Source organism: Nocardioides sp. SRI_004, assembly GCF_057586415.1.
Genome location: NZ_JBYCZV010000004.1, coordinates 353,352 through 377,041, shown reverse-complemented (window position 1 = coordinate 377,041; position 23,690 = coordinate 353,352). Strand labels below are relative to the sequence as shown.

Genomic DNA, 23,690 nt, shown 5'->3' with positions numbered 1-23,690 from the left:
TTCTTTCGCCGAAGGGCCAGCAGAAATGCTGGCCCTTCGGTGTTTTTGCGTCCCTTTCCGGTCCGCTTTCCCTCCACAAGCGGCCGGTGGCGAGGCGTTCTCCACAGCCGCGCTCACGGCGGTCGTGCTGCGTCGGTGCGACGGCGCACGCTGGTCGCACCCAGTGATCAGGAGGAACGCAGGATGGAACACAACATCGTGAGGCTGGCCGGCCGACTGGCCGGCGAGCCGGAGCTGCGCACACTACCCAGCGGCGACGAGCTGTGCGTGTGCCGGATATCGGTCGCACGGGACAAGGTGCGGGTGCTTCCCTCGGGACGGCGATCGTCGTCGGTGGACGTCGTCGACCTGGCGGCATGGTCTGCGCGGTCGCGACGAGCGATGGCAGGCTGGCGCACCGGGGACGAGGTGGAGGTCGAGGGAGCGCTGCGGCGTCGGTTCTACCGTGCGGGTGAGCGGACGCTCTCCCGGGTGGAGGTCGAGGTCAGCACGTGCCGGATGGTTCGTCGCGCAGCGACCGGATGAGTACCCCGAGACTCGGCTTGGGCTGGAAGGACGTCGCCTTCTCGGGGAGCAGGCGATCGGCGGCCGCGATCTCGAGCACGAGGTCGACCGAGGGCGCGGGCATGAGGACGGCGACGCTGTCCGGTCGGGCCGCGCCGAGCGCGTCGTCGACGCTGTGGTGGTAGGCGACGGACGACGGGCCATGGGGAAGCGCGGGCACGATCCGACGGTGCAGGGTCTCGACGGCAGCCTCACGGACGGACGCATCGAGGTCGATGACGGCCCAGCGCTCGCCGTCGGTGGCGGCGAGGCGCGTCGCGGAGAGAGCAGCGACGGCCTCGGACTGGGAGTGCTCGGCGTAGCCGAGGCCGACGCTCTGGGTGGCGTCGCGCAGGTCGTCGAGGGAGGTCCCGTGGAGGGTGCGGTGGATCGGGCCGAGGAAGAGGGGCGTGGTGCCCTGGTCGACCAGCATGGCGAGGCCGAAGTCGGTCGCCGCAGGCTCGTCCGTGGAGGTGGCCTGACGACGCTGCAGGCGCAGGTAGGCGGCGTACCGGTGATGGCCGTCGGCGATGAGGGCCCGGCTGTCGGCGAGCTCGGCGGCGATCGCGGCCAGCGTGGCCTCGTCGCGGATGGCCCAGATCCGGTGCTGCTGCTCACCACGGTCGGTGAAGGTGTGCTGCGGCTCCCCGCGGATGACCTCGGCGAGCACGGAGCGGAGCTGGTCCGTGCCACGGTGGACCAGGAGGATGGGCGCGGGGTTGAGCTCCATCTCCGCCATCCGGTCGGCCAGATCGTCGGCCTGGGCGGGGTGGATGCCCTCGTGGGGCAGCACCGCCCGGTCCTCGGCGCGCGTGGCCCGCCGGGAGACGTCGAGGGCGCCCACCAGACCGCGCACCGTCATCCCCGCCGAGGTGTACTCGTGCAGGTAGAGCGCCGGTACGGCGTCCTGGCGGACGTAGCCGCGGGCCTGCCAGCGCAGGAGGCGCGCCGAGACGTCCTTGTAGGGGCGGGCGAAGGCGCGACCCGTGGTGGGGTTGCCGACGCGTGCGGGGCTGAGCATCAGCCCGCGGAACGGGACGAGGCGCAACGGACCCGCGACGTACGGGGGAGTCACCAGTGCTGCTGCGTCCACCCGGGAATCCTACGGAGCCGGGTGAGGAACCGGCTGGCATGGTGGTACCCGTGTTGCTCACATCCCCCGCGCCGCTGACCGCCGCCTACGACCTGGCGATGCTCGACCTCGACGGCGTCGTCTACATCGGCGCCGAGGCGGTGCCGGGCGCAGCGCAGGCGATCGGTGAGGCGCGCGGCGCGGGCATGCGGGTCGCGTTCATCACCAACAACGCATCGCGGCCACCCGCAGTGGTGGCCGAGCACCTCGTGGAGCTGGGCGTCGAGGCCGCTGTGGACGACGTGGTCACCAGCGCCCAGGCGGCCGCGCGGCTGGCCAGGGATTCCTGGGGTGAGGGCGCCCGGGTCGTGTGCCTCGGTGCTGCCGGGCTGGAGACGGCGCTCCTCGAGGCCGGGGTGGTCCCGGTCCGTGCCAACGAGGACGCGGCGGGCGTGGTCACCGGCTACGGCCCCGACGTGCCGTGGCGGTCGATCATGCGGGTCGCGGTGCGGGTGCGGGACGGCCTGCCTTGGATCGCGAGCAACACCGACCTGACCATTCCGACGGCGTTCGGCACCGCGCCCGGCCACGGGGTGCTGGTGGAGATGCTGTCGCGGTTCAGCGGCGTCACGCCCGTGGTGGCCGGCAAGCCCGCCCGGCCGCTGCTCGACGAGACGGTACGACGCGTCGGCGGCGAGCGGCCGTTGATGGTCGGCGACCGGCTCGACACCGACATCGAGGGTGCCCGGAACGCGGGCCTGGACTCGCTGCTCGTGCTCACCGGCGTGACCGGGCTCCCGGAGCTGCTGGCCGCGCCGCCGCAGCTGCGGCCGTCGTACCTCTCCGGCGACCTGGCCGGATTGGCGCGGCGCCACGAGGCGCCGACGCGCGACGGGGAGCACTGGGTCCTGGGCGAGTGGCGGGCGCGGGTGGCGGCGGGTCTCCTGGAGGTCTCGTCGTCCGGCGCGGCCGCTGCCCCCGACGACGCCTGGCGGGTCGCGGCGGCTGCGGCGTGGGCGCACCTGGACGCCTCGGGGACGGTGGCCGACATCACCGCGGCAGGGCTCCCCGCTCCGGGGCGCGCGGCGCGGTAGCCTCGCGCCATGACCGAGGTACCCGTTCCGGCGCCCATGCCGACCGGCATCGATGCCGTCGACCGTGTGCTCGACCTGGTCGCGGGGCTGGACAGCCGGCCCCTCGAGGAGCACGCAGCGGTCTTCGAGGAAGCGCACGCCGGCCTCCGGCACACGCTCGACAACCCTCCGACGTCCCAGTAGTGCCTCCTCGCAGACTGCGCCTGGACGCCGAGCTGGTGCGGCGCGGCCTCGCGCCGTCCCGTGAGCGCGCCGCCCAGCTGATCGCCGACGGCCGGGTCAAGGTGTCCGGTGCGCTCGCGTCGAAGGCGGCCACCGGCGTGACGACGGACGTCGCGATCGTCGTGCTGGAGGGCGAGAACGGCCCCGACTACGTCTCGCGGGGCGCGCACAAGCTGGCCGGTGCCCTCGCTGCCTTCGAGCCGCTGGGCCTGTCCGTCGAGGGACGGCGCTGCCTGGACGCGGGAGCGTCGACGGGCGGCTTCACGGACGTCCTCCTCCGGGCGGGCGCGGCCGAGGTGGTCGCCGTCGACGTGGGCTACGGACAGCTGCACTGGTCGCTGCAGCAGGACGAGCGGGTGCAGGTCCACGACCGGACCAACGTGCGCACGCTCGAGGCCGCCGCGATCGGCGGCCCGGTCGACGTCGTGGTCGGCGACCTGTCGTTCATCTCGCTGACCCTCGTGCTCGACGCGCTGCTCGGCGTCACCCGCGAGGACGGCGACCTGGCGCTCATGGTCAAGCCGCAGTTCGAGGTCGGCAAGGACCGGCTCGGCAAGGGTGGGGTCGTCCGCGACCCCGAGCTCTGGGTCGAGACGGTGCTCGGCGTGGCCCATGCGGCGGGGGAGCGCGGATGGGGCGCGCAGGCGGTGACGGTGAGCCCGCTGCCCGGGCCGTCCGGGAACGTCGAGTTCTTCCTGTGGCTGCGCCACGGCCCGCAGGCGGTGGACGACGAGTCCATCGCGGCGATCGTGCGGCGCGGGACGTCGGGCCCGGATGAGAGGGTGGCCCCATGACGATCCCCGCGACCACGGACACGCCGCGCCGGGTCCTCGTGCTCGCCCACACGCGGCGCCCCGAGGCCCGCGACGTCGCGCGCTCGTTCGTCAAGGAGCTCACCGGCCACGGGATCGTCGTACGTCTCCTGCTGGACGAGGCCGAGGACCTCGGGCTCGACCCGGACGGCTACGACCCGGCCGTGGAGCTGACCGACTCCGAGACCGACGCCAGCCGCGGGTGCGAGCTGACCGTCGTCATCGGCGGCGACGGCAGCATCCTGCGCGCCGCCGAGGTGACGCACTCCCGACTCACGCCGGTGCTCGGCGTCAACCTCGGCCACGTCGGGTTCCTCGCCGAGGCCGAGCACGAGGACGTCGCGGCGACGATCGACGCGATCGTGCACCAGCGGTACACGACCGAGGACCGCCTGACCCTCGACGTCCGGGCCTTCGTCGGTGGCGAGCTGGTCTACGCGACCTTCGCGGTCAACGAGGCCAGCGTCGAGAAGGCCGCGCGCGAGCGGATGCTCGAGGTGGTCGTCGAGATCGACAACCGGCCGCTGTCGCGATGGGGCTGCGACGGCGTCGTCTGCGCGACGCCGACCGGCTCGACGGCGTACAACTTCAGCGCCGGTGGCCCGGTCGTGTGGCCGCAGGTCGAGGCGCTGTGCATCGTCCCGCTGAGTGCCCACGCGCTGTTCGCCCGGCCGATGGTGGTCGCGCCGTCGTCCGTCATCGCGATCGAGGTGCTCGAGGGCAACGAGAGCTCGGGCGTCCTGTGGTGCGACGGCCGGCGCAGCGTCGACCTGCCGCCCGGCGCCCGGATCGAGGTCAGCCGCGGGCTGCGGCCGGTGCGTCTGGTCCGGCTGCACGAGGCGCCGTTCACCGACCGGCTGGTCGCCAAGTTCGGGCTGTCCGTCGAGGGGTGGCGGGGTGCCGCCGAGCTGCGCCGCCAGGCGCGCGCCCAGGAGGAGACGTCGTGATCGAGGAGCTGCGCATCACCTCGCTCGGTGTGATCGACTCGTCCGTGCTCGAGCTCGGACCGGGACTGACGGTGATCACGGGTGAGACCGGCGCCGGCAAGACCATGGTCGTGACCGCGCTGGGGCTGCTGCTCGGCGGGCGGGCCGACAGCGGAGCCGTCCGGGCCGGGGCGCGACAGGCGCGGGTCGAGGGACTCATCGCCGCCGACGCCCTGCCCGCGCTCGCGGCGGCCGTCGAGGACGCCGGGGGCGAGGTCGAGGACGACGGGATCGTGCTCGCGCGCAACGTGAGCGCCGAGGGGCGCTCGCGGGCGTTCGCCGGAGGCGCCGCCGTCCCGGTGTCGACGCTGGCAGCCATTGCCGAGCCGCTCGTCGCCGTCCACGGACAGTCCGACCAGCACCGGCTGTTGAAGCCGCAGACCCAGCGCCAGGCCCTGGACCGCTTCGGCGCGCTCGACTCCCTGCAGGCGTCCTACGCCGCGGTCCACGACGACCTGGTGGCGACCGAGCGGGAGCTCGCCGAGGTCACGGCCTCCGCCCGCGAGCGGGCGCGGGAGGCCGACGTGCTGCGCTTCGGCGTCGACGAGGTCGCCGCCGTCGCGCCGCAGCCGGGCGAGGACGCCGAGCTGGCTGCCGAGGAGGCCCGCCTCGGGCACGCCGACACCCTCCGCGGCGCCGCCGAGCAGGCCCGTGAGGCATTGTCGAGCGAGCACGGCTCCCCGGACGCACTGGGTGCCGTCGCGGCCGCCCGCGGCCTGCTGGAGGGCGTCCGTGACCACGACGCGGAGGCGGGTGCGCTCGCCGACCGGGTGGCGGAGGTGAGCTATCTCCTCTCCGACGTCGCGGCCGACGTGGCGTCGTACGCCTCGGGGGTGGACACCGATCCCGCTCGACTGGCGGCGGTGTCCGAGCGGCGGGCCGCGCTGATCGGACTGACCCGCAAGTACGGCGAGAGCGTCGACGAGGTGCTCGCCTGGGCCGAGACCGCGTCGAAGCGCCTGCTCGACCTGGACTCGACCGACGAGCGGATCCAGGAGCTCACCGCCCGTGCGGGCCGGCTGCGCGAGGAGCTCGCGACGGCGGGCGCCGCGCTGAGCCAGGCTCGCGTCGCCGCCGCGGCGAAGCTGTCCACCGCGGTCAGCGACGAGCTCACTCTGCTCGCGATGCCGCACGCCCGGGTGACGATCCGGGTCGCGCCGCGCACCGTCGACGCCCCCGCCGACCCGGAGCACCCGCCGGCGGACGTGGTCCGGGTGGGGGAGCGCTGGGTGCGCTTCGGCCGCAGCGGCCTGGACGAGGTGGAGTTCCTGCTGGCCGCCAACTCCGGCTCCGAGCCGCGCCCGCTGCACAAGGGCGCCTCCGGCGGTGAGCTGTCGCGGGTCATGCTGGCCGTCGAGGTCTGCCTGGCCGGCACCAGCCCGGTGCCCACGTTCGTCTTCGACGAGGTCGACTCCGGCGTCGGCGGTGCCGCCGCCGTCGAGATCGGCCGCCGCCTCGCGACCCTGGCCGACGACGCCCAGGTGCTGGTCGTGACCCACCTCCCGCAGGTCGCGGCCTTCGCGGACCGCCACGTGCTGGTGGAGAAGTCCAGCGACGGCACCATCACCAGCTCAGGCCTGGTCACCCTCGACGACGAGGGTCGCGAGCGCGAGCTCTCCCGCATGCTCGCGGGCCTCGCGGAGTCCGACACCGCGCTCGCGCACGCGCGCGAACTGCTCGACCTGGCGCGCCGACGTACGGCTTGAGCACGATCTCGTAGTAGGATGGAATCCCGTGAACATGGCTTCCGGTAGCGGCACGAATCGACAGGCAAAGCACCTCTTCGTGACCGGAGGCGTCGCCTCCTCGCTCGGCAAGGGCCTCACGGCGTCCAGCCTGGGCCGACTGCTCCGTTCGCGGGGCCTCCGGGTGACCATGCAGAAGCTGGACCCCTACCTCAACGTCGACCCCGGGACGATGAACCCGTTCCAGCACGGTGAGGTCTTCGTCACCAACGACGGCGCCGAGACCGACCTCGACATCGGGCACTACGAGCGCTTCCTCGACACCGACCTCAACCAGATCGCCAACGTGACGACCGGGCAGGTCTACTCCTCGGTGATCGCCAAGGAGCGCAAGGGCGAGTACCTCGGCGACACGGTCCAGGTGATCCCGCACATCACCAACGAGATCAAGGACCGGATCCTCGCGATGGGTCGCGGCTCGGAGCCGGTCGACGTGGTGATCACCGAGATCGGCGGCACCGTCGGCGACATCGAGTCGCTGCCCTTCCTCGAGGCGGCGCGGCAGGTCCGCCACGACATCGGCCGTGACAACGTCTTCTTCCTGCACGTCTCGCTGGTGCCGTACATCGGTCCGTCGGGCGAGCTGAAGACCAAGCCGACCCAGCACTCCGTCGCCGCGCTGCGCCAGGTCGGCATCCAGCCCGACGCCGTGGTGTGCCGCGCCGACCGCGAGCTGCCGGAGAGCATCAAGCGGAAGATCTCGCTGATGTGCGACGTCGACAGCGACGCCGTCGTCACCGCTGCGGACGCCCCGTCGATCTACGACATCCCCAAGGTCCTGCACCGGCAGGGCCTCGACGCCTACGTCGTACGACGCCTCAACCTGCCCTTCCGCGACGTCGACTGGACGCTGTGGGACGACCTGCTCCGCCGGGTGCACCACCCGAAGGAGGAGGTGACCGTCGCGCTCGTCGGCAAGTACATCGACCTGCACGACGCCTACCTGTCGGTGACCGAGGCGCTGCGCGCCGGCGGCTTCGCCCACGAGGCCAAGGTCAACATCCGCTGGGTCGTCTCCGACGAGTGCGAGACCCCGGCGGGCGCCACCCGGCACCTCTCCGACGTCGACGCGATCTGCGTGCCCGGCGGCTTCGGCATCCGCGGCCTCGAGGGCAAGCTCGGCGCGCTGACCTATGCCCGCGCCCACGGCATCCCGACCCTCGGCCTGTGCCTGGGCCTGCAGTCGATGGTGATCGAGTACGCCCGGACCGAGCTCGGCCTGACCAAGGCCGGCTCGACCGAGTTCGACCCGGACACCCCGGAGCCGGTCATCGCCACGATGGAGGAGCAGAAGTCCATCGTCGAGGGCGCCGGAGACCTGGGCGGCACGATGCGCCTCGGGCTCTACCCCGCGACCCTCACGCCGGGATCGATCGCGGCCGAGGTCTACGGCGCGGAGTCGATCGAGGAGCGCCACCGCCACCGCTACGAGGTCAACAACGCCTACCGGGCGCAGCTCGAGGAGGCCGGCCTGGTCTTCTCCGGCATCAACCCGGACCTCGACCTCGTGGAGTTCGTCGAGCTCCCGCGCGACGTGCACCCCTACTACATCGGCACGCAGGCGCACCCCGAGCTGCGCTCGCGCCCGACCCGCCCGCACCCGCTGTTCGCCGGCCTGGTCGGCGCGGCGATCGCCCGCCAGCGCGAGACCCGCCTCGAGATCGACGAGTCCGGGCTGCACCCCGAGCCCGTCGACGACGACGAGTGACGCGGTGAGCGACGTCAGGGACGTCCCGGAGTCCTGGCCGGTCGAGAGCTCGGCGGACCTGCACCGCGACGCGTGGGTGCTCGCCCTCCGCTCCGACCGTGTACGACGCCCGGGGGACCACGACGAGGCCGCGTTCCGGCGCCTCGTGGTCGAGCATCCCGGCGCTGCCGTCGTCCTCGCCGTCGACGAGCAGGACCGCGTGCTGTGCATCCGCCAGTACCGCCATCCCGCCCAGGCGCGGCTGGTCGAGCTGCCGGCCGGTGTGATCGACCACCCGGGTGAGGACCCGGAGCAGGTCGCGCGCCGCGAGCTGCGCGAGGAGGCCGCGCTGCAGGCCGAGCGCTGGACCCACCTGCTCTCGACCTGGAGCTCGCCCGGCTACTCCGCGGAGAAGATCCACTACTACCTCGCCGAGGGGCTGGCGACGGCCGACCGGGGCGACTTCGTGCTGCAGCACGAGGAGGCCGACCTCGAGGAGGTCTGGGTGCCGTTCGAGGAGCTCGTCGACGCCGTACTCGCGGGGGCCGTGGCCGACGGTCCGGTGGTGCAGGCGGTGCTGGCCCTCCAGGTCCGCCGGGACCGGGCCGGCCGATGACCGAGCTCGACGCGATCGACGCCGCCATCGTCCGCGAGCTGCAGGACGATGCGCGGCTGGCGAACAACGTGCTGGCCGCGCGGGTCGGCATCGCCCCGTCGACCTGCCACGGCCGGGTCCGCTCGCTCTTCGAGCGGGGCGTGATCCGCGGCGCGCACGCCGAGATCGACCAGGCCGCGATCGGCCGGCCGCTGCAGGCGATGATCTCGGTCCGGCTCCGCCCGCACGCCCGGGGCGAGCTGGCGGCCTTCGCCCAGGCCATGGCGCAGCTGCCCGAGGTGCTCAACGTCTACTTCCTCGCCGGCGCCGACGACTTCCTGGTGCACGTGGCGACCGCCGGCTCGGAGGAGCTGCGCGAGTTCGTGGTCAACCACCTCAGCGGCACCAAGGACGTCGCGATGACGGAGACCAGCCTGATCTTCGAGCACCTGCGCGGCCGGCCGGCGGCCGAACCACGTTCGGTGCGACCTGCGCCACACGCCTGATCGCCGACGATCCGATCCGGATTCGCGCGGCGGCAGCGAATAATCGCTGCGGCCACTAGCGGTGCGCTCGACTGATCTTCACAATTTCTGCTCACCGGGGAATCCGCATCGGAACGCCCGTGACCAGGAGGATGCAGTCCATGCGCGTCGGTGTGCCGAAGGAAGTCAAGAACCACGAGTACCGCGTCGCGATCACCCCGATCGGCGTGCACGAGCTGGTCGCGCACGGCCACGAGGTCGTCGTCCAGGCCGGCGCGGGTGTCGGGTCGTCCATCGAGGACGCCGACTACGTCGCCGCGGGCGCCACGATCGTCGCCACCGCCGAGGAGGCGTGGGGCACCGACGGCGGGGTCGACCTGGTCCTGAAGGTCAAGGAGCCGGTCGCGGAGGAGTACCACCGCATCCGCGAGGGCCAGACACTCTTCACCTACCTGCACCTGGCCGCGGACAAGCCGCTCACCGAGGAGCTGCTGGCCCGCAAGGTCACCGGCATCGCCTACGAGACCGTGCAGCTGCCGAGCGGCGCGCTGCCGCTGCTGTACCCGATGTCCGAGGTCGCCGGCTGCCTCGCGCCCCAGGTCGGCGCCCACGCGCTGATGAAGGCCCAGGGCGGCCGGGGCGTCCTGATGGGCGGCGTCGGTGGCGTCGCGAACGCCAAGGTGGTCATCATCGGTGCCGGTGTCTCGGGCCAGAACGCCGCCAACATCGCGCTCGGCATGGGCGCCGACGTCACCCTGCTCGACACCGACCTCGACAAGCTGCGGATGTCCTTCTGGCGCTACAACAACCGCGTCCACGGGCTCGCCTCGTCGAAGCTGACCCTCGAGCAGCAGGTCATGGAGGCCGACCTGGTCATCGGCGCCGTGCTGATCCCCGGTGCCGCCGCGCCGAAGCTGGTCTCCAACGAGCTGGTGTCGCGGATGAAGCCCGGCTCGGTGCTCGTCGACATCGCCGTCGACCAGGGTGGCTGCTTCGAGGACACCCGGCCCACGACGCACGCCGACCCGACGTACCAGGTCCACGGCTCGACGTTCTACTGCGTGGCCAACATGCCCGGCGCCGTCCCGAACACGTCGACCTACGCGCTGACCAACGCCACGCTGCCGTACGTCGTCGCGCTGGCCGACAAGGGCTGGCAGGCCGCGTGCCGCGACGACCACAGCCTCGCGCTCGGGCTCAACACCCACGCCGGGCAGCTCACCAACGCGCCCGTCGGCGAGGCCGTGGGCATCGCGTCGATGCCGCTCGCGGAGGCGCTGGCCTGACCGGCCATCCGCCGGGGACCGACAGGCATGCCCTAGCCTGACCGGGTGAGTGGCGCAGGGGCGGTGGACCGGGCGGTCCGGACCTACCTGGACCACCTGACGGTCGAGAAGGGGCTCGCCGCCAACACGCTGAGCTCCTACCGTCGCGACCTGCGCCGCTACCGCGAGCACCTGGCGGCCGCCGGCATCGACCACCTCGACGGGGTGAGCGAGGCGACGGTCACCGAGTTCCTGATGCGGCTGCGCGAGGGCGACGCCGACCACCCGCCGCTGAGCGCGTCCTCAGCGGCGCGGACGGTGGTGGCCGTCCGCGGCTTCCACAAGTTCGCCGTCGCCGACGGGCTGGCGCAGCTGGACCCGGCCGCGGCGGTCAAGCCGCCGTCGCCGGCCAAGCGGCTGCCGAAGGCGCTGCCGCTCTCGGACGTGGAGGCGATCCTCGAGGCCGCGGGCGCTCCCGGGACGCCGCTCGCGCTGCGCGACCGGGCGTTGCTGGAGGTGCTCTACGGGACGGGCGCCCGGATCTCCGAGGCCGTCGGGCTCGACGTCGACGACGTGTCCGCTCTCGACCTGCGCGACGACGACGACAACACGATCCTGCTGAGCGGCAAGGGCGGCAAGGAGCGGCTGGTGCCGGTCGGCTCGTTCGCCCGGGCGGCGCTGTCGGCCTACCTGGTGCGGGGGCGTCCGGCGTTGGTCGCCAAGGCCACGCCGGCTCTCTTCCTCAACTCACGAGGAGGCCGGCTCTCCCGCCAGTCCGCCTGGGCGGTGCTGGTCAAGGCGGCCGAGCGGGCCGGCGTCACCCGCGACGTCTCGCCGCACACGCTGCGCCACTCGTTCGCGACCCACCTGCTCGACGGCGGCGCCGACGTGCGGGTCGTGCAGGAGCTGCTCGGCCACGCGTCGGTGACGACGACGCAGGTCTACACGCTGGTGACGGTCGACAACCTGCGCGAGGTCTTCGCGACCGCACACCCGAGGGCCCGCGATGCCTGAGCCCGTGTCGTCCGGTGCGCAGGACGCGGCGTACGACCGCATCATCGAGTACGCCGACGGGCGCGGCCTCGCGCTCTACCCGCACCAGGAGGAGGCGATTCTCTCCCTGCTGGCGGGCGACAACGTCGTGCTGGCCACGCCGACCGGGTCCGGGAAGTCGCTGGTCGCGATGGCCGCCGCGATGGCCGCGCTCGCCGACGACCGGGTGACCTTCTACACCGCGCCGATCAAGGCGCTGGTGAGTGAGAAGTTCTTCGACCTCGTCGAGGTCTTCGGCGCCGCCGACGTGGGCATGCTGACCGGTGACGTGGCCGTTAACGCCGACGCCCCGGTGATCTGCTGCACGGCCGAGGTGCTCGCCAACATCGCGCTGCGGGAGGGCTCCGCCGCCGATGTCGGCATGGTGGTGATGGACGAGTTCCACTTCTACGGCGAGCCCGGGCGCGGCTGGGCCTGGCAGGTGCCGCTCATCGAGCTGCCGCAGGCGCAGTTCCTGCTGATGTCGGCGACCCTCGGCGACACGACCGAGCTGGCCGCGGACCTGACCCGGCGCAACGGTCGCGACACCACGACCGTCGACCAGGCCGAGCGCCCGGTCCCGCTGGACTTCTCGTGGTCGCTGGAGCCGATGGGCGACAAGCTCGCCGAGCTGGTCAGCACCGGCCAGGGGCCGGTCTACGTCGTGCACTTCACCCAAGCGGCCGCCGTCGAGCACGCCGTGTCGCTGCTGAGCGGTCCCGGCCGGCTCGACACGGTGCTGCCGAAGGAGCGCAAGGAGCAGATCGCCGAGCGGCTGGCGCCGGTGCGCTTCGCGGCCGGGTTCGGCAAGACCCTGAGCAAGCTGCTGCGCCAGGGGATCGGCGTCCACCACGCGGGGATGCTCCCTCGCTACCGCCGCCTCGTCGAGCAGCTCGCCCAGGCCGGCCTGCTGACCGTCATCTGCGGCACCGACACCCTCGGTGTCGGCATCAACGTGCCGATCCGCACGGTGCTCTTCACCGGCCTCGCCAAGTACGACGGGTCGCGGCAGCGGGTGCTGCGCACGCGTGAGTTCCTGCAGATCGCCGGCCGCGCGGGGCGTGCGGGCTTCGACACGGCGGGCTATGTCGTCGTCCAGGCGCCGGAGCACGTGATCGAGAACGAGAAGGCCAAGGCGAAGGCCGCCGCGAAGAACGCCGCCATGAGCGCGGAGAAGCAGGCCAAGCGGGGGTCGAAGGCGCAGCTGAAGAAGCCGCCGGCCGGCACCGTGGTGTGGACCGAGCAGACCTTCGACAAGCTCGTCGAGGGCCGGCCCGAGCCGCTGAAGTCGCAGATGAAGGTCGACAACGCGATGCTGGTCAACGTCCTCTCCCGCGAGGAGGACGCGTTCCCGGTGATGCGCCGGCTGCTGATGGACAACCACGAGGACCGGCGCAGCCAGCTGCGGCTCGCCAAGCGGGCGGTCCGGCTGGCGCGGAGCCTGGTGACCTCCGAGGTGCTGACCCGGCTCGACGAGCCCGACGGGTTCGGCCGCCGCTACGTCCTCACCGAGGCGCTGCCGGAGGACTTCGCGCTCAACCAGCCGCTGTCGCACTTCGCACTGGCCGTCCTCGACGTGCTCGACCCGGACAGCCCCGACTTCGTACTCGGCGTCGTCTCCGTGGTCGAGGCCACCCTGGAGGCCCCGCGGCCGCTCCTGCTCGCCCAGCGCCATGCCGCCCGCGGCGAGGCGATCGCCGCGCTCAAGGCCGACGGCGTCGAGTACGACGAGCGGATGGCCCTGATCGAGGACGTCACCTGGCCCGAGCCGCTCAGCGACCTGCTCGAGCCCCTGTTCGAGACCTACCGCGAGCGGCACCCGTGGCTGGCGCCCGACGCGCTGGCGCCCAAGTCGGTCGTGCGCGAGATGTGGGAGCAGGGGATGGGCTTCACCGACCTGGTCGCCCGCTATCAGGTGGCCCGCTCCGAGGGGCTGGTGCTGCGCTACCTCACCGACGCCTACCGCGCGCTGCGGCAGACCGTCCCGGCGTCGTACCGGACCGGGGAGCTGGAGCTGCTGGTCGAGTGGCTGGGCGAGACCGTCCGCCAGGTCGACTCCTCGCTGCTCGACGAGTGGGAGGCGCTGGCCGACCCGGAGCACGCGAGCACGCAGGTGAGCCACCACGAGCCGCCGCCTCCGCCGCGGCCGCTCAGCCAGCAGGGCCGGGTCTTCGACGTGATGGTCCGCAACGCGATGTGGCGCCGGGTCGAGCTCGTCGCCCGCGACGACGTGCCCGCGCTCGCCTCCCTGGAGCCGGACGGCTCCGACTGGGGGGAGGGCGACTGGGACCGGGCGATCGAGGACTACTACGCCGAGCACGACCGGCTGCTGACCGACGCCGATGCCCGCGGCCCGGCGCTGCTGTCCGTCGAGAAGGCGCCGGACCGGTGGGTGGCCACGCAGACCCTGCACGACCCGGACGGCAACCACGACTGGGTGGTCCGCGCGGAGGTCGACCTCGCGGCCAGCGACGAGGCCGGCGAGGCCGTCGTCCGCACGCTGGCGATGGAGAGCCTCACCGGCTGACGCGCTGCTGACGTCGTAGCGCGCGGCGCGCCTCCCGAATGTCGTCGTGTCGACATTGTTGGATGGAGAGGTCCCGGGCTCTGGGGAAGGAGCCCGCAACCACTCCACGACAAAAGGTGAGGGCGATGGTCGGTACCTACGGAGGATCCAGTGCACCCGACATGCCGCCGCGGATGCCGATCCCGGCTCCCGCGCGCGAGACGGGCAGCGAGGTCCCGCTCGGCACGGAGGACGCGATGACGCTGCAGTTCCCGACCCCGGAGACCCCCACGGTGCGGGTCCCGATCGAGCCGTCGGGCGACATCGGTCCGACCGGACGGCCGATGCCGTTCCTGCCGGACCCGCGACCGGTCACGGCCCACGGCCAGGCGCGGGTCATCGCGATGTGCAACCAGAAGGGCGGCGTCGGCAAGACCACGACGACCATCAACCTGGGCGCCGCGCTGGCCGAGTACGGCCGCAAGGTGCTGCTGGTCGACTTCGACCCGCAGGGCTCGCTCTCCGTCGGGCTCGGGCTCAACCCGCACGACATGGAGACGACGGTCTACAACCTGCTGATGGACCCGGAGACGACGCTCGACGAGGTCGTCGTGCCCTCCGGCGTGCCCGGCATGGACCTGCTGCCGTCCAACATCGACCTGTCGGCCGCCGAGGTCCAGCTCGTGCACGAGGTCGCCCGCGAGCAGACCCTGCAGCGCGTCCTGGCGCCGGCGATCGCCGAGTACGACGTCATCCTCATCGACTGCCAGCCCTCGCTCGGCCTGCTGACCGTCAACGCGCTCACCGCCTCGCACGGCGTGATCGTGCCGCTGGAGTGCGAGTACTTCGCGCTGCGCGGCGTCGCGCTCCTCAAGGCCACCATCGACAAGGTGAAGCAGCGCCTCAACCCCGGCCTGGAGGTCGACGGCGTCCTCGGCACCATGTACGACGGCCGCACGCTCCACGGCCGCGAGGTGCTCGAGCGCCTCGTGCAGGCCTGGGGCGACAAGGTCTTCCACACGGTCATCCGGCGCACGGTGAAGTTCTCCGACTCGACCGTGGCGGGCGAGCCGATCACGTCGTACGCCTCGGGCTCCAGTGGCGCCGAGGCCTACCGGCAGCTGGCGAAGGAGGTGGCGGTTCGGTGTCTCGACGTGTGAGCCTGCCGGCCGCCGACGACCTCTTCCGTCCCACCTCCGAGCCCGCCGTCCGGGCCGTCCCGGACCCGCCGGCCGAGCAGCCGGAGCAGCAGAAGGGGCCCAGCGGGCGGATCCGGCACGACGAGAAGATCACGGTCTACATCACCTCGCAGGAGCTGATGGACCTCGAGCGTGCCCGGCTGACCCTGCGCGGCGAGCACGGCCTCGCCGTCGACCGCGGCCGCCTGGTGCGCGAGGCGCTGCACCTGGTGCTCGCCGACCTCGAGACGGCCGGAGAGGACTCGCCCCTCGTCAGGCGCCTGCGTGAGTGAGGAGGTCGGGGCGGTCGCGGAGCCCGAGTCATCGGAGCCCAAGGGCGGCTTCGCCGTCCGCCTCGACAACTTCGAGGGTCCGTTCGACCTGCTGCTCAGCCTGATCTCGAAGCACAAGCTCGACGTCACCGAGATCGCGCTGTCGAAGGTCACCGACGAGTTCATCGCGCACGTCAAGGCCCTGCCCCAGACGGGCCTGGCGTCCGACGACCTCGAGGAGACGACCAGCTTCCTGCTCGTCGCGGCGACCCTGCTCGACCTCAAGGCGGCGCGGCTGCTGCCCCAGGGCGACGTGGAGGACGAGGAGGACCTCGCCCTGCTCGAGGCGCGCGACCTGCTGTTCGCGCGGCTGCTGCAGTACAAGGCCTACAAGCAGGTCGCAGCAGTCCTCGACACCCGCCTGCAGGCCGAGTCGCGGCGCTTCCCGCGCGCCGTCGGGCTCGAGGAGCGCTTCGCCGGGCTGCTGCCGGAGGTGCTCATCGGCATCGGCCTCGACCAGTTCGCCGCGCTCGCGGCGAAGGCGATGGAACCCAAGCCGGAGCTCGAGCTCACCCTCCACCACATCCACGCCCCGACGGTCAGCGTGCGCGAGCAGGCGATGGTCGTGGTCGACCGGCTGCGCCGGAGTGGGACGATGACCTTCCGGGCCCTGTGCGGTGACTCGCCCGACACGCTGACCACGGTCGCGCGCTTCCTCTCCCTGCTCGAGCTGTTCCGCGAGGGAGCGGTGGCCTTCGACCAGGTCACGCCGCTCGGCGAGCTGACCGTGCGCTGGACCGGCGACGAGGCGGTCGACGTGGACGACCTGATCACCGACGAGTTCGACGGGGGACCCCCGCCGGCTGAGGAGAAGAACGATGACTGAGCCGACCGACGAGGTCGCGACCGAGGAGGCGCTGGCCGTCCCGCTCGCCCCGCTGCGCCCCGCCCTGGAGGCGGTGCTGATGGTTGCCGACCAGCCGCTCGACCAGATCGCCCTCGCCACCGCCGTCGGGTATCCCGCGCAGGAGGTGGCCGAGGCGCTGGCCGCCCTGGCCGCCGAGTACGACGAGCAGGGCCGCGGCTTCGAGCTGCGCAATGTCGCCGGCGGCTGGCGCTTCTACACCCGCGAGGAGTACGCCGCGGTCGTCGAGGGCTTCGTCCTCGAGGGCCAGCAGGCGCGACTCACCCAGGCCGCGCTGGAGACCCTCGCGGTCGTCGCCTACCAGCAGCCGGTCTCCCGGGCCCGGGTCTCCGCCGTGCGCGGCGTCAACGTCGACGGCGTCATGCGCACGCTGCTCAACCGCGGGCTGGTCGAGGAGGCCGGCCAGGACGGCGAGCACGGCGCGACGCTCTACCGCACGACGTCGTACTTCCTGGAGCGGATCGGGATCGTCTCCCTCGACGAGCTGCCGGACCTGGCCCCGCACCTGCCCGACCTCGCCGAGATGGAGGAGGAGCTCGCCGCCTCCTCTCCCGAGCCCGAGCCCGTCGCCGAGGAGTCCTCCGATGGCGCGTGAGATCGCGGTCGACGAGGACGGCCTGATCCGGCTGCAGAAGCTGCTCGCCCAGTCCGGCGTCGCCTCGCGGCGCCGCTGCGAGGAGCTGATGCTCGACGGCGAGGTCGAGGTCGACGGCGAGGTCGTCACCCGCCTCGGCACGAAGGTCGACCCGCGCACGGCCGTCATCAAGGTCTCCGGCAAGCGCCTGCCGCCGGTCTCCGCCCACGTCTACCTCGTCCTCAACAAGCCACGCGGCGTGGTGTCCACCATGTCCGACCCGGAGGGGCGTCGTACCCTCAGCGACTTCGTCGGCGACCGGCCCGAGCGGCTCTTCCACGTCGGCCGGCTCGACACCGACACCTCCGGGCTGCTGCTGCTCACCAACGACGGCGACTTCGCGCACCGGATGGCGCACCCGTCCTTCGAGGTCGAGAAGACCTATGTCGCCGAGGTGGCCGGCCGGCTGACCAAGGCCACCGTCGCCGACCTCCTCGCCGGGGTGACCCTCGAGGACGGTCCGGTCGACGTGCGCCGGGCCCGGATCATCGCGACCGCCAACGAGAAGTCGATCATCGAGCTGGTCATCCACGAGGGCCGCAACCGGATCGTGCGGCGCCTGCTCGACCACGTCGGCCACCCGGTCCGCCAGCTCAGCCGCACCCGCTTCGGCCCGATCGAGCTCGGCACCCTCGGCAGCGGGACACTGCGCGAGCTCAGCGACGACGAGCTCGGCCAGCTGCTGGAGCTCGTCGGCCTGTAGGAGCCATCTGGCCTACCGTGGACGGGTGATCCCGGTCCCGCCGGTCCCCGTCGCGCTGCGCAGGCATGTCGCCGCGCGGATCCCGTACGACGTCGACTTCGGCGCACCCGGCGTCCACCGTGGCCTGCCGTCCACCACGATCACGCTCGTCCTGCCGCTCGACGACCCGCTCCGCGTCTCGTGGGCGGGACGCCCGGCCACCCTGCACGCCGCGTTCTCGTCGCTCTCGGGACTGCATGCCGCGCCGGCGGCGATCCACCACGACGGCACCCAGCGCGGCGTCCAGCTCGCGCTGACCCTCGAGGGTGCGCGGGTGCTGCTGGGGCGACCCGCCGCGGACCTGTCGGGGGAGCTGACCGACCTGGAGGAGGCCGTCGTACCCACGGCGCTGCGGGAGCTGCCCGAGCGGCTGCACGCGCTCGCGACCTGGCCGGCCCGGGTGGCGCTCGTCGACCGCACCCTCGCCGCGCTCGCCGCTCGCGGGGGAGACGCCGCCCCGCGGGCGGAGGTGGCCCGGGCGCTCGCGCTGCTGACGGCCGGGCGGCGCGTGGCCGAGGTGGCCCACGACGTGGGCTACAGCCGCCGGCGGCTCGGGACGCTGGTCCGCGCCGAGTGCGGGCTGGCGCCGAAGGATCTCCAGCGGATCGCGCGCCTCGAGGTCGCCCGCCGCCTGCTCGGGCGCCGGCCGCTGGCCGAGGTCGCCGCGGTCTGTGGGTACGCCGACCAGGCGCACCTGGCGCGGTAGTGGCGGGCGCTCGCGGGCTGCACGCCCACGGCCTGGCTGCGCGAGGAGTTCCCGTTCGTCCAAGACCACGGGGCGGACGGGGGAGCAGGCTCGGGGCATGAGCACTGACGAGTTGGCCGCCACCGTGCGGCTCTGGCCCGCCCTGCAGTTCCGTGACGTCGACGCGATGACCACCTGGCTGGGGGCCATCGGCTTCGTCGAGCACGCCACCCACCGCGACGGGACCGGGACGGTGGTCCACGCCGAGTGGCTCTGGCCGGGCGGAGGAGGAGTGATGTTCGGCGCCGTCCGCGACGAGAGCCCGCTGCAGCCGGCCGGGTCGGGAGCGGTCTACCTCGTGACGGACGACCCGGACGCGGCGTTCGAGGCGGCCGTGGCAGCCGGCGCCACCGTGGAGCGGGCGATGGTGGACCAGGACTACGGCGGGCGGGGCGGCAGCGTGCGGGATCCGGAGGGCAACCACTGGTCGTTCGGGTCCTACCAGCCCGGCGCTGGGGCGGGGGCGTGATCCCCTAACCTTGCGGGGTGCCTGAGACCAGCGAAGCCGGCATCCTCACCGGGCCCGTCGAGATCGTCGGCACCGGCCTGATCGGCACGTCGATCGCGCTGGCCTGCCGCCGCGCCGGCCTCGAGGTGCTGCTCACCGACACCGCGCCCGACCACCTCCGGACCGCGACCGGGCTGGGCGCCGGACGGGCACGCACGCCGGCCGACGTCCCGCAGCTGGTCGTGGTCGCCGTACCTCCGGACGCGCTGGGACCCGCCATCGTGGCCGCGCTCGACGCCGCCGGCCCGGACACGGTCGTGACCGACGTGGGCAGCGTGAAGGCACCGCCGCTGGATGCCGTCGGGGCGCACCCGTCCCGCAGCCGGTACGTCGGCAGCCACCCGATGGCCGGCACCGAGTACAGCGGTCCGCTGACCGCCAGCGCCTCGCTCTTCGACGGCCGCCCGTGGGCGGTCACGCCGGGACCCGACGCCACGCCGGCCGCCACCCGCACGGTCGAGGCCCTGGTCCGGCTCTGCGGCGCCGTGACCGTCCGGCTGAGCCCGGTCGAGCACGACCGCGCCGTGGCCCGGACCTCCCACGTGCCGCACCTGATGGCCTCCCTCGTGGCCGGCACCCTCGCGGCGGCACCGCCCGAGCACCTCGCACTCTCCGGCACCGGCGTGCGCGACGTCACCCGCGTCGCCGGCGGCGACCCGCGGCTCTACAGCCAGATCATCGCGGGCAACGCCGCCGAGGTGGCCGCGCTGCTCACCGAGGTGCGGGCGCGGCTGGACCTCGTCCTGGAGGCGGTCGCCGACGACGACCGGGTCGGGCTCGAGTCGCTGCTCGGCTACGGCCAGGCCGGGACCCGCGCCATCCCGGGCAAGCACGGAACGGCTCCGCAGGCGATGGAGGCGGTCCGGGTCGCCGTACCCGACCACCCGGGGGAGCTGGCGCGCCTGTTCGCCGACGCCGGCGACAGCGGGGTCAACATCGAGGACGTCCGGATCGACCACGACCCCGGTCGCCCGGTCGGCCTCGTCGAGCTCGACGTGGTGGCCGAGCGCGCCGAGGACCTGCGGGTGGCGCTGGAGTCGAAGGGCTGGACGACTCACCGGTAGTCTGCGGGCCGTGAATGCACCGCTGAACGTCGTTGTGGCCGTGGACGGAACGTCCGGTTCGGGCAAGTCGAGCACCTGTCGCGCTGTCGCCGACCGGCTCGGCCTGCGCTACCTCGACACGGGCGCTCAGTACCGCGCGATGACGTGGTGGATGCTGAGCAACGGCATCGACGTGCACGACCCGGCGGCCGTCGCCGCGCGGGCGCAGGACCCGCAGATCGTGTCCGGCACCGACCCGCTCGCGCCGACGATCACTATCGACGGCACCGACGTGTCGGTCGAGATCCGCAGCGACGAGGTCAACGGCGCGGTCTCGCCCGTCAGCGCCGTGCCCGAGGTGCGCGCCCGGCTGGTCGACCTGCAGCGTTCGATCGTGGGCGACGGGGGAATCGTCGTCGAGGGCCGCGACATCGCCTCCGTCGTGTGCCCCGACGCCGACGTGAAGGTCTACCTGACCGCCGACCCGGCCGCCCGCGCCGCCCGCCGCGCCCTCGAGAACGGTGGCGCCGACGTCGCCGCCACCGAGGCGTCGCTGCTCGCTCGCGACAAGATCGACTCGGGGCGTGCCGTGGCCCCGCTGACCCAGGTCGACGGTGCCGTCCACATCGACTCGACCGACCGGACCCTCGACGAGGTCATCGAGCTGGTGGTGGGCCTGGTGACGGAGCGCGTGTGAACGCAGCCCACCAGGAGGCTCCCCGCTCCGACGGGATCGCTGCGCCCGCACGTCGACTGCTCGTGCGCGGCCGGCCGGCCTCGCGCTGGCTGATCCGGCGCCGGTACGACGTCCGGGTGCACCACCCCGAGCGCTTCCCCGCGCACGGGCCGGCCGTCGTGGCCGGCAACCACGTGGGCTTCGTCGACGGGCCGCTGATGGCGATCTTCGCCCCCCGGCCGGTGCACGCGCTGACCAAGGAGGAGATGTTCAGCGGGCCGCTCGGGTGGTTCCTGCGCCGGGCCGGGCAGGTGCCCCTGGACCGCTTCCACACCGACCCGAGGGCGGTCCGCACGGCGCTGCGGGTGCTGCGCGACGGGCACGCGGTCGGGGTGTTCCCGGAGGGCACGCGGGGCCCGGGCGACCTGACCACGTTCCACACGGGCGCGGCGTACCTGGCGCTGGTGACCGGCGCGCCCGTCGTACCCATGACCTTCCTGGGGACCCGCCTGCCGGGCGGGCGGAGCAGTTCGCTGCCCCCCAAGCGGGCGCAGATCGACATCGTGGTCGGCGAGCCGATGGCCGTCGATGCGGTGTCCTGGCCCCGGACGAGGGATCATGTACGTCTGACGTCGGCCGCCCTGCGCGCGCACATGCGCAGCGGGCTCGCCGACGCGCTCGAGGAGACGGGGCGGAGCCTGCCGGGTCCGCTCCCGCAAGGAGATCGTGATGAGTGAAGCTGCCCCCGCCGGGGTGGTCCCGGTGCTGGCCGTCGTCGGCCGGCCCAACGTCGGCAAGTCGACCCTGGTCAACCGCATCCTGGGCCGCCGCGAGGCGGTCGTCGAGGACATCCCCGGGGTGACCCGCGACCGCGTCTCGTACGACGCCGAGTGGAACGGCCGGGCGTTCACGGTGGTCGACACCGGTGGCTGGGACCCGGACGCCCGCGGCATGGCCGCGATGATCAAGGCGCAGGCCGAGATCGCCGTCGGCCTCGCCGACGCGGTGCTCTTCGTCGTCGACTCGACGGTCGGCATCACCGACGCCGACGAGGCGGTCGTGCGGGTGCTGCGCAAGTCCGGCAAGCCCGTCGTACTGGCCGCCAACAAGGTCGACGACGAGCGAGCCGAGGCCGAGGCCTACGGCCTGTGGAACCTCGGCCTGGGCGAGCCGTTCAGCGTCTCCGCGCTGCACGGGCGCGGCTCCGGCGACCTGCTCGACGCCGTGCTGTCGGTCCTGCCCGAGGCGCCCGAGCACGGCTACGAGGAGCTCGGCGGCCCCCGCCGGATCGCCATCGTCGGCCGTCCCAACGTCGGCAAGTCCTCGCTGCTCAACAAGCTGGCCGGCGAGGAGCGGGTCGTCGTCGACAACGTCGCCGGCACCACCGTCGACCCGGTCGACGAGCTGGTCGAGCTCGGCGGCGAGACCTGGCGCTTCATCGACACCGCGGGCATCCGCAAGCGGGTCAAGGAGGCCTCGGGCCACGAGTACTACGCCTGGCTGCGGACCTCCACCGCCATCGAGCGGGCCGAGGTGTGCGTGCTGGTCCTCGCCGGCGACGAGTCGATCGCCGAGCAGGACATGCGGATCCTGCAGGAGGTGCGCGAGGCCGGCAAGGCGCTCGTCATCGCCTTCAACAAGTGGGACCTCGTCGACGCCGAGCGCCGCTACTACCTCGACCGCGAGATCGAGCGCGACCTGGTGCAGGTGCAGTGGGCGCCGCGGATCAACATCACCGCCAAGACCGGCTGGCACATCGACCGGCTCGTGCCAGCGCTGACCCGCGCGATCGAGGGCTGGGAGACGCGGGTCTCGACCGGCGCCCTCAACTCGTTCCTCGGCCGGATCGTCGCCGAGCACCCGCACCCGGTGCGCGGTGGCAAGCAGCCGCGGATCCTCTTCGGCAGCCAGGTCTCGACCGCGCCGCCGGTGTTCAAGCTGTTCACCACCGGCAAGCTCGACCAGGGCTACGAGCGGTTCATCGAGCGCCGCCTGCGCGAGGAGTTCGGGTTCGTCGGCACGCCGATCGAGATCAAGGTGCAGCCGCGGGAGAAGCGCGGGCGGAAGTAGGTTCGCGGGTCGGCGTGAGTGTTGCGGTTTGGTCCCAAACCGCAACAATTCAGGCCCCCCGGGATGCAGTTCGTGCCCGATCGACGAGGGTGATCAGCACTTGCGTCGTTCGAACAAATGTTCGAACATGGACGGGTGAGCATCCGCGCCGTCGTGACCCCTGAGCTGGTCGACCCACGCGCGGTCGTCGACCAGCTCCGCGGCCGGATCCAGGCCCTCCAGGGTGGCCCGACCCGGCTGAGCGTGCCGACCCTGCCCGTCTTCGACGGTCTGGTGCAGCTGCGCACCGGGGGTGTGTACGGCGTCGACTCGGCCAGCCTCGGCATGGCGCTCGCCGCGGGGGCGTCGCAGGCCGGGGAGTGGGTCGGCTTCGCCGGCTGGGACGACTTCGGCGTCGAGGCGGCCCACCAGTGGGGGATCGACCTCTCCCGCACCGTGCTCGTCCCGTCGCCGGGGGAGCACTGGCTCGAGGTCACCGCGGCGCTGGTCGACGTGCTCAAGGTGGTGGTGCTGCGCCCGCCCGGTCAGGTCGACGCGAAGTCGGCGAGCATCATCGACGCCCGGCTCCGGGCGCGCTCGGGTGTGCTGGTCGTGCAGGGCGACTGGCCGCGCTGCGAGGTGCGGCTGGCGGCCGAGCGGAGCGCCTGGCTGGGCATCGGCGCCGGGCGCGGGCGACTGCGCGAGCGCCGGGTGGAGCTGGTCGCCCGCGGTGGTGGGCGGATGCCGACGCGGTCCGAGGTGGCGCTCGCTGGAGGCGCGGCCCAAGGCCATGCCTCCCCATCCCTGGCGGCGCCCGCGCCGCCCATCACGCACGCTGGCCGCGTTGCCGATGCTTGAAAGACGCCCAGTCTGC

At 73.0% G+C, this 23,690-nt stretch carries 25 protein-coding genes; 24 read left to right on the top strand and 1 reads right to left on the bottom strand.

The genetic code is table 11. The features are described from left to right. The first annotated feature begins 183 nt into the window (after window positions 1–183). The gene (locus AC2YHB_RS07725) at window positions 184–525 is read left to right on the top strand and encodes a single-stranded DNA-binding protein (protein WP_179652563.1); all 342 of its coding nucleotides are present in this window, start codon (window positions 184–186) and stop codon (window positions 523–525) included. Here AC2YHB_RS07725 and AC2YHB_RS07720 read toward each other — a convergent pair. Next, a complete protein-coding gene (locus AC2YHB_RS07720; protein ID WP_179651122.1) occupies window positions 485–1,636 on the bottom strand; it encodes a DUF1015 family protein in 1,152 nt (383 codons plus the stop codon). The genes AC2YHB_RS07725 and AC2YHB_RS07720 overlap by 41 nt on opposite strands. A gap of 50 nt (window positions 1,637–1,686) precedes the next feature. Between AC2YHB_RS07720 and AC2YHB_RS07715 the strand changes: the two genes are divergently transcribed. From AC2YHB_RS07715 to AC2YHB_RS07605, 23 genes are all read left to right on the top strand, one after another. Then, window positions 1,687–2,709, top strand: a complete 1,023-nt coding sequence (locus AC2YHB_RS07715) for an HAD-IIA family hydrolase (protein WP_308645665.1) — start codon at window positions 1,687–1,689, stop codon at window positions 2,707–2,709. 9 nt (window positions 2,710–2,718) lie between these two features. Next, the gene (locus tag AC2YHB_RS07710) at window positions 2,719–2,892 is read left to right on the top strand and encodes a hypothetical protein (RefSeq protein WP_179651124.1); all 174 of its coding nucleotides are present in this window, start codon (window positions 2,719–2,721) and stop codon (window positions 2,890–2,892) included. Continuing rightward, the gene (locus AC2YHB_RS07705; RefSeq protein WP_179651126.1) at window positions 2,892–3,725 is read left to right on the top strand and encodes a TlyA family RNA methyltransferase; all 834 of its coding nucleotides are present in this window, start codon (window positions 2,892–2,894) and stop codon (window positions 3,723–3,725) included. Before AC2YHB_RS07710 ends, AC2YHB_RS07705 begins: the two co-directional genes overlap by 1 nt. Continuing rightward, window positions 3,722–4,690, top strand: coding sequence for an NAD kinase (locus tag AC2YHB_RS07700; protein ID WP_179651128.1), 969 nt, complete (start codon window positions 3,722–3,724; stop codon window positions 4,688–4,690). Before AC2YHB_RS07705 ends, AC2YHB_RS07700 begins: the two co-directional genes overlap by 4 nt. Next, window positions 4,687–6,435: a DNA repair protein RecN gene (gene recN, locus AC2YHB_RS07695; RefSeq protein ID WP_179651130.1), complete on the top strand. Its 1,749-nt coding sequence runs from the start codon at window positions 4,687–4,689 to the stop codon at window positions 6,433–6,435. The genes AC2YHB_RS07700 and recN overlap by 4 nt, the downstream gene beginning before the upstream one ends. 34 nt (window positions 6,436–6,469) lie before the next feature. Then, the gene (gene pyrG / locus AC2YHB_RS07690) at window positions 6,470–8,182 is read left to right on the top strand and encodes a CTP synthase (protein WP_036546109.1); all 1,713 of its coding nucleotides are present in this window, start codon (window positions 6,470–6,472) and stop codon (window positions 8,180–8,182) included. A gap of 4 nt (window positions 8,183–8,186) precedes the next feature. Further along, the gene (locus AC2YHB_RS07685) at window positions 8,187–8,777 is read left to right on the top strand and encodes an NUDIX hydrolase (RefSeq protein WP_036545478.1); all 591 of its coding nucleotides are present in this window, start codon (window positions 8,187–8,189) and stop codon (window positions 8,775–8,777) included. After that, window positions 8,774–9,262, top strand: coding sequence for an Lrp/AsnC family transcriptional regulator (locus AC2YHB_RS07680; protein WP_179651134.1), 489 nt, complete (start codon window positions 8,774–8,776; stop codon window positions 9,260–9,262). Before AC2YHB_RS07685 ends, AC2YHB_RS07680 begins: the two co-directional genes overlap by 4 nt. Window positions 9,263–9,402: 140 nt before the next feature. Then, the gene (ald, locus tag AC2YHB_RS07675; protein WP_487353716.1) at window positions 9,403–10,527 is read left to right on the top strand and encodes an alanine dehydrogenase; all 1,125 of its coding nucleotides are present in this window, start codon (window positions 9,403–9,405) and stop codon (window positions 10,525–10,527) included. Window positions 10,528–10,572: 45 nt separating this feature from the next. After that, window positions 10,573–11,520 carry a site-specific tyrosine recombinase XerD gene (locus tag AC2YHB_RS07670; protein WP_036545485.1) on the top strand — a complete coding sequence of 316 codons (948 nt, stop codon included), beginning with the start codon at window positions 10,573–10,575 and terminating at the stop codon, window positions 11,518–11,520. Continuing rightward, window positions 11,513–14,065 (top strand): DEAD/DEAH box helicase, encoded by a 2,553-nt coding sequence (locus tag AC2YHB_RS07665; protein ID WP_487353715.1) that lies wholly within the window; start codon window positions 11,513–11,515, stop codon window positions 14,063–14,065. Before AC2YHB_RS07670 ends, AC2YHB_RS07665 begins: the two co-directional genes overlap by 8 nt. A 125-nt stretch (window positions 14,066–14,190) precedes the next feature. Further along, window positions 14,191–15,204, top strand: coding sequence for a ParA family protein (locus AC2YHB_RS07660; RefSeq protein ID WP_179651140.1), 1,014 nt, complete (start codon window positions 14,191–14,193; stop codon window positions 15,202–15,204). Beyond that, on the top strand, window positions 15,189–15,515 hold the full coding sequence (locus tag AC2YHB_RS07655; RefSeq protein ID WP_036545494.1) for a hypothetical protein: 327 nt from the start codon (window positions 15,189–15,191) through the stop codon (window positions 15,513–15,515). Before AC2YHB_RS07660 ends, AC2YHB_RS07655 begins: the two co-directional genes overlap by 16 nt. Then, the gene (locus AC2YHB_RS07650; RefSeq protein ID WP_036545496.1) at window positions 15,508–16,380 is read left to right on the top strand and encodes a segregation and condensation protein A; all 873 of its coding nucleotides are present in this window, start codon (window positions 15,508–15,510) and stop codon (window positions 16,378–16,380) included. Before AC2YHB_RS07655 ends, AC2YHB_RS07650 begins: the two co-directional genes overlap by 8 nt. Then, a complete protein-coding gene (gene scpB / locus AC2YHB_RS07645; RefSeq protein WP_179651142.1) occupies window positions 16,373–17,014 on the top strand; it encodes an SMC-Scp complex subunit ScpB in 642 nt (213 codons plus the stop codon). Before AC2YHB_RS07650 ends, scpB begins: the two co-directional genes overlap by 8 nt. Next, entirely contained in the window at window positions 17,004–17,756 is a 753-nt protein-coding gene (locus tag AC2YHB_RS07640) for a pseudouridine synthase (RefSeq protein WP_036545499.1), read from the top strand. The genes scpB and AC2YHB_RS07640 overlap by 11 nt, the downstream gene beginning before the upstream one ends. A 25-nt stretch (window positions 17,757–17,781) precedes the next feature. Continuing rightward, entirely contained in the window at window positions 17,782–18,501 is a 720-nt protein-coding gene (locus AC2YHB_RS07635) for a helix-turn-helix domain-containing protein (protein WP_487353714.1), read from the top strand. Window positions 18,502–18,598: 97 nt separating this feature from the next. Then, a complete protein-coding gene (locus AC2YHB_RS07630) occupies window positions 18,599–19,009 on the top strand; it encodes a VOC family protein (RefSeq protein WP_036545501.1) in 411 nt (136 codons plus the stop codon). Window positions 19,010–19,026: 17 nt separating this feature from the next. After that, the gene (locus AC2YHB_RS07625; protein ID WP_242530646.1) at window positions 19,027–20,112 is read left to right on the top strand and encodes a prephenate dehydrogenase; all 1,086 of its coding nucleotides are present in this window, start codon (window positions 19,027–19,029) and stop codon (window positions 20,110–20,112) included. Window positions 20,113–20,122: 10 nt separating this feature from the next. Next, window positions 20,123–20,788, top strand: coding sequence for a (d)CMP kinase (gene cmk / locus AC2YHB_RS07620; protein WP_487353713.1), 666 nt, complete (start codon window positions 20,123–20,125; stop codon window positions 20,786–20,788). Then, complete coding sequence (locus AC2YHB_RS07615) at window positions 20,785–21,504, top strand: lysophospholipid acyltransferase family protein (RefSeq protein WP_487353712.1); 720 nt, start codon at window positions 20,785–20,787, stop codon at window positions 21,502–21,504. The genes cmk and AC2YHB_RS07615 overlap by 4 nt, the downstream gene beginning before the upstream one ends. Then, a complete protein-coding gene (gene der, locus AC2YHB_RS07610; protein ID WP_036545507.1) occupies window positions 21,497–22,837 on the top strand; it encodes a ribosome biogenesis GTPase Der in 1,341 nt (446 codons plus the stop codon). Before AC2YHB_RS07615 ends, der begins: the two co-directional genes overlap by 8 nt. Window positions 22,838–22,972: 135 nt before the next feature. Next, entirely contained in the window at window positions 22,973–23,674 is a 702-nt protein-coding gene (locus tag AC2YHB_RS07605) for a hypothetical protein (protein WP_487353711.1), read from the top strand. Window positions 23,675–23,690 lie beyond the last annotated feature (16 nt).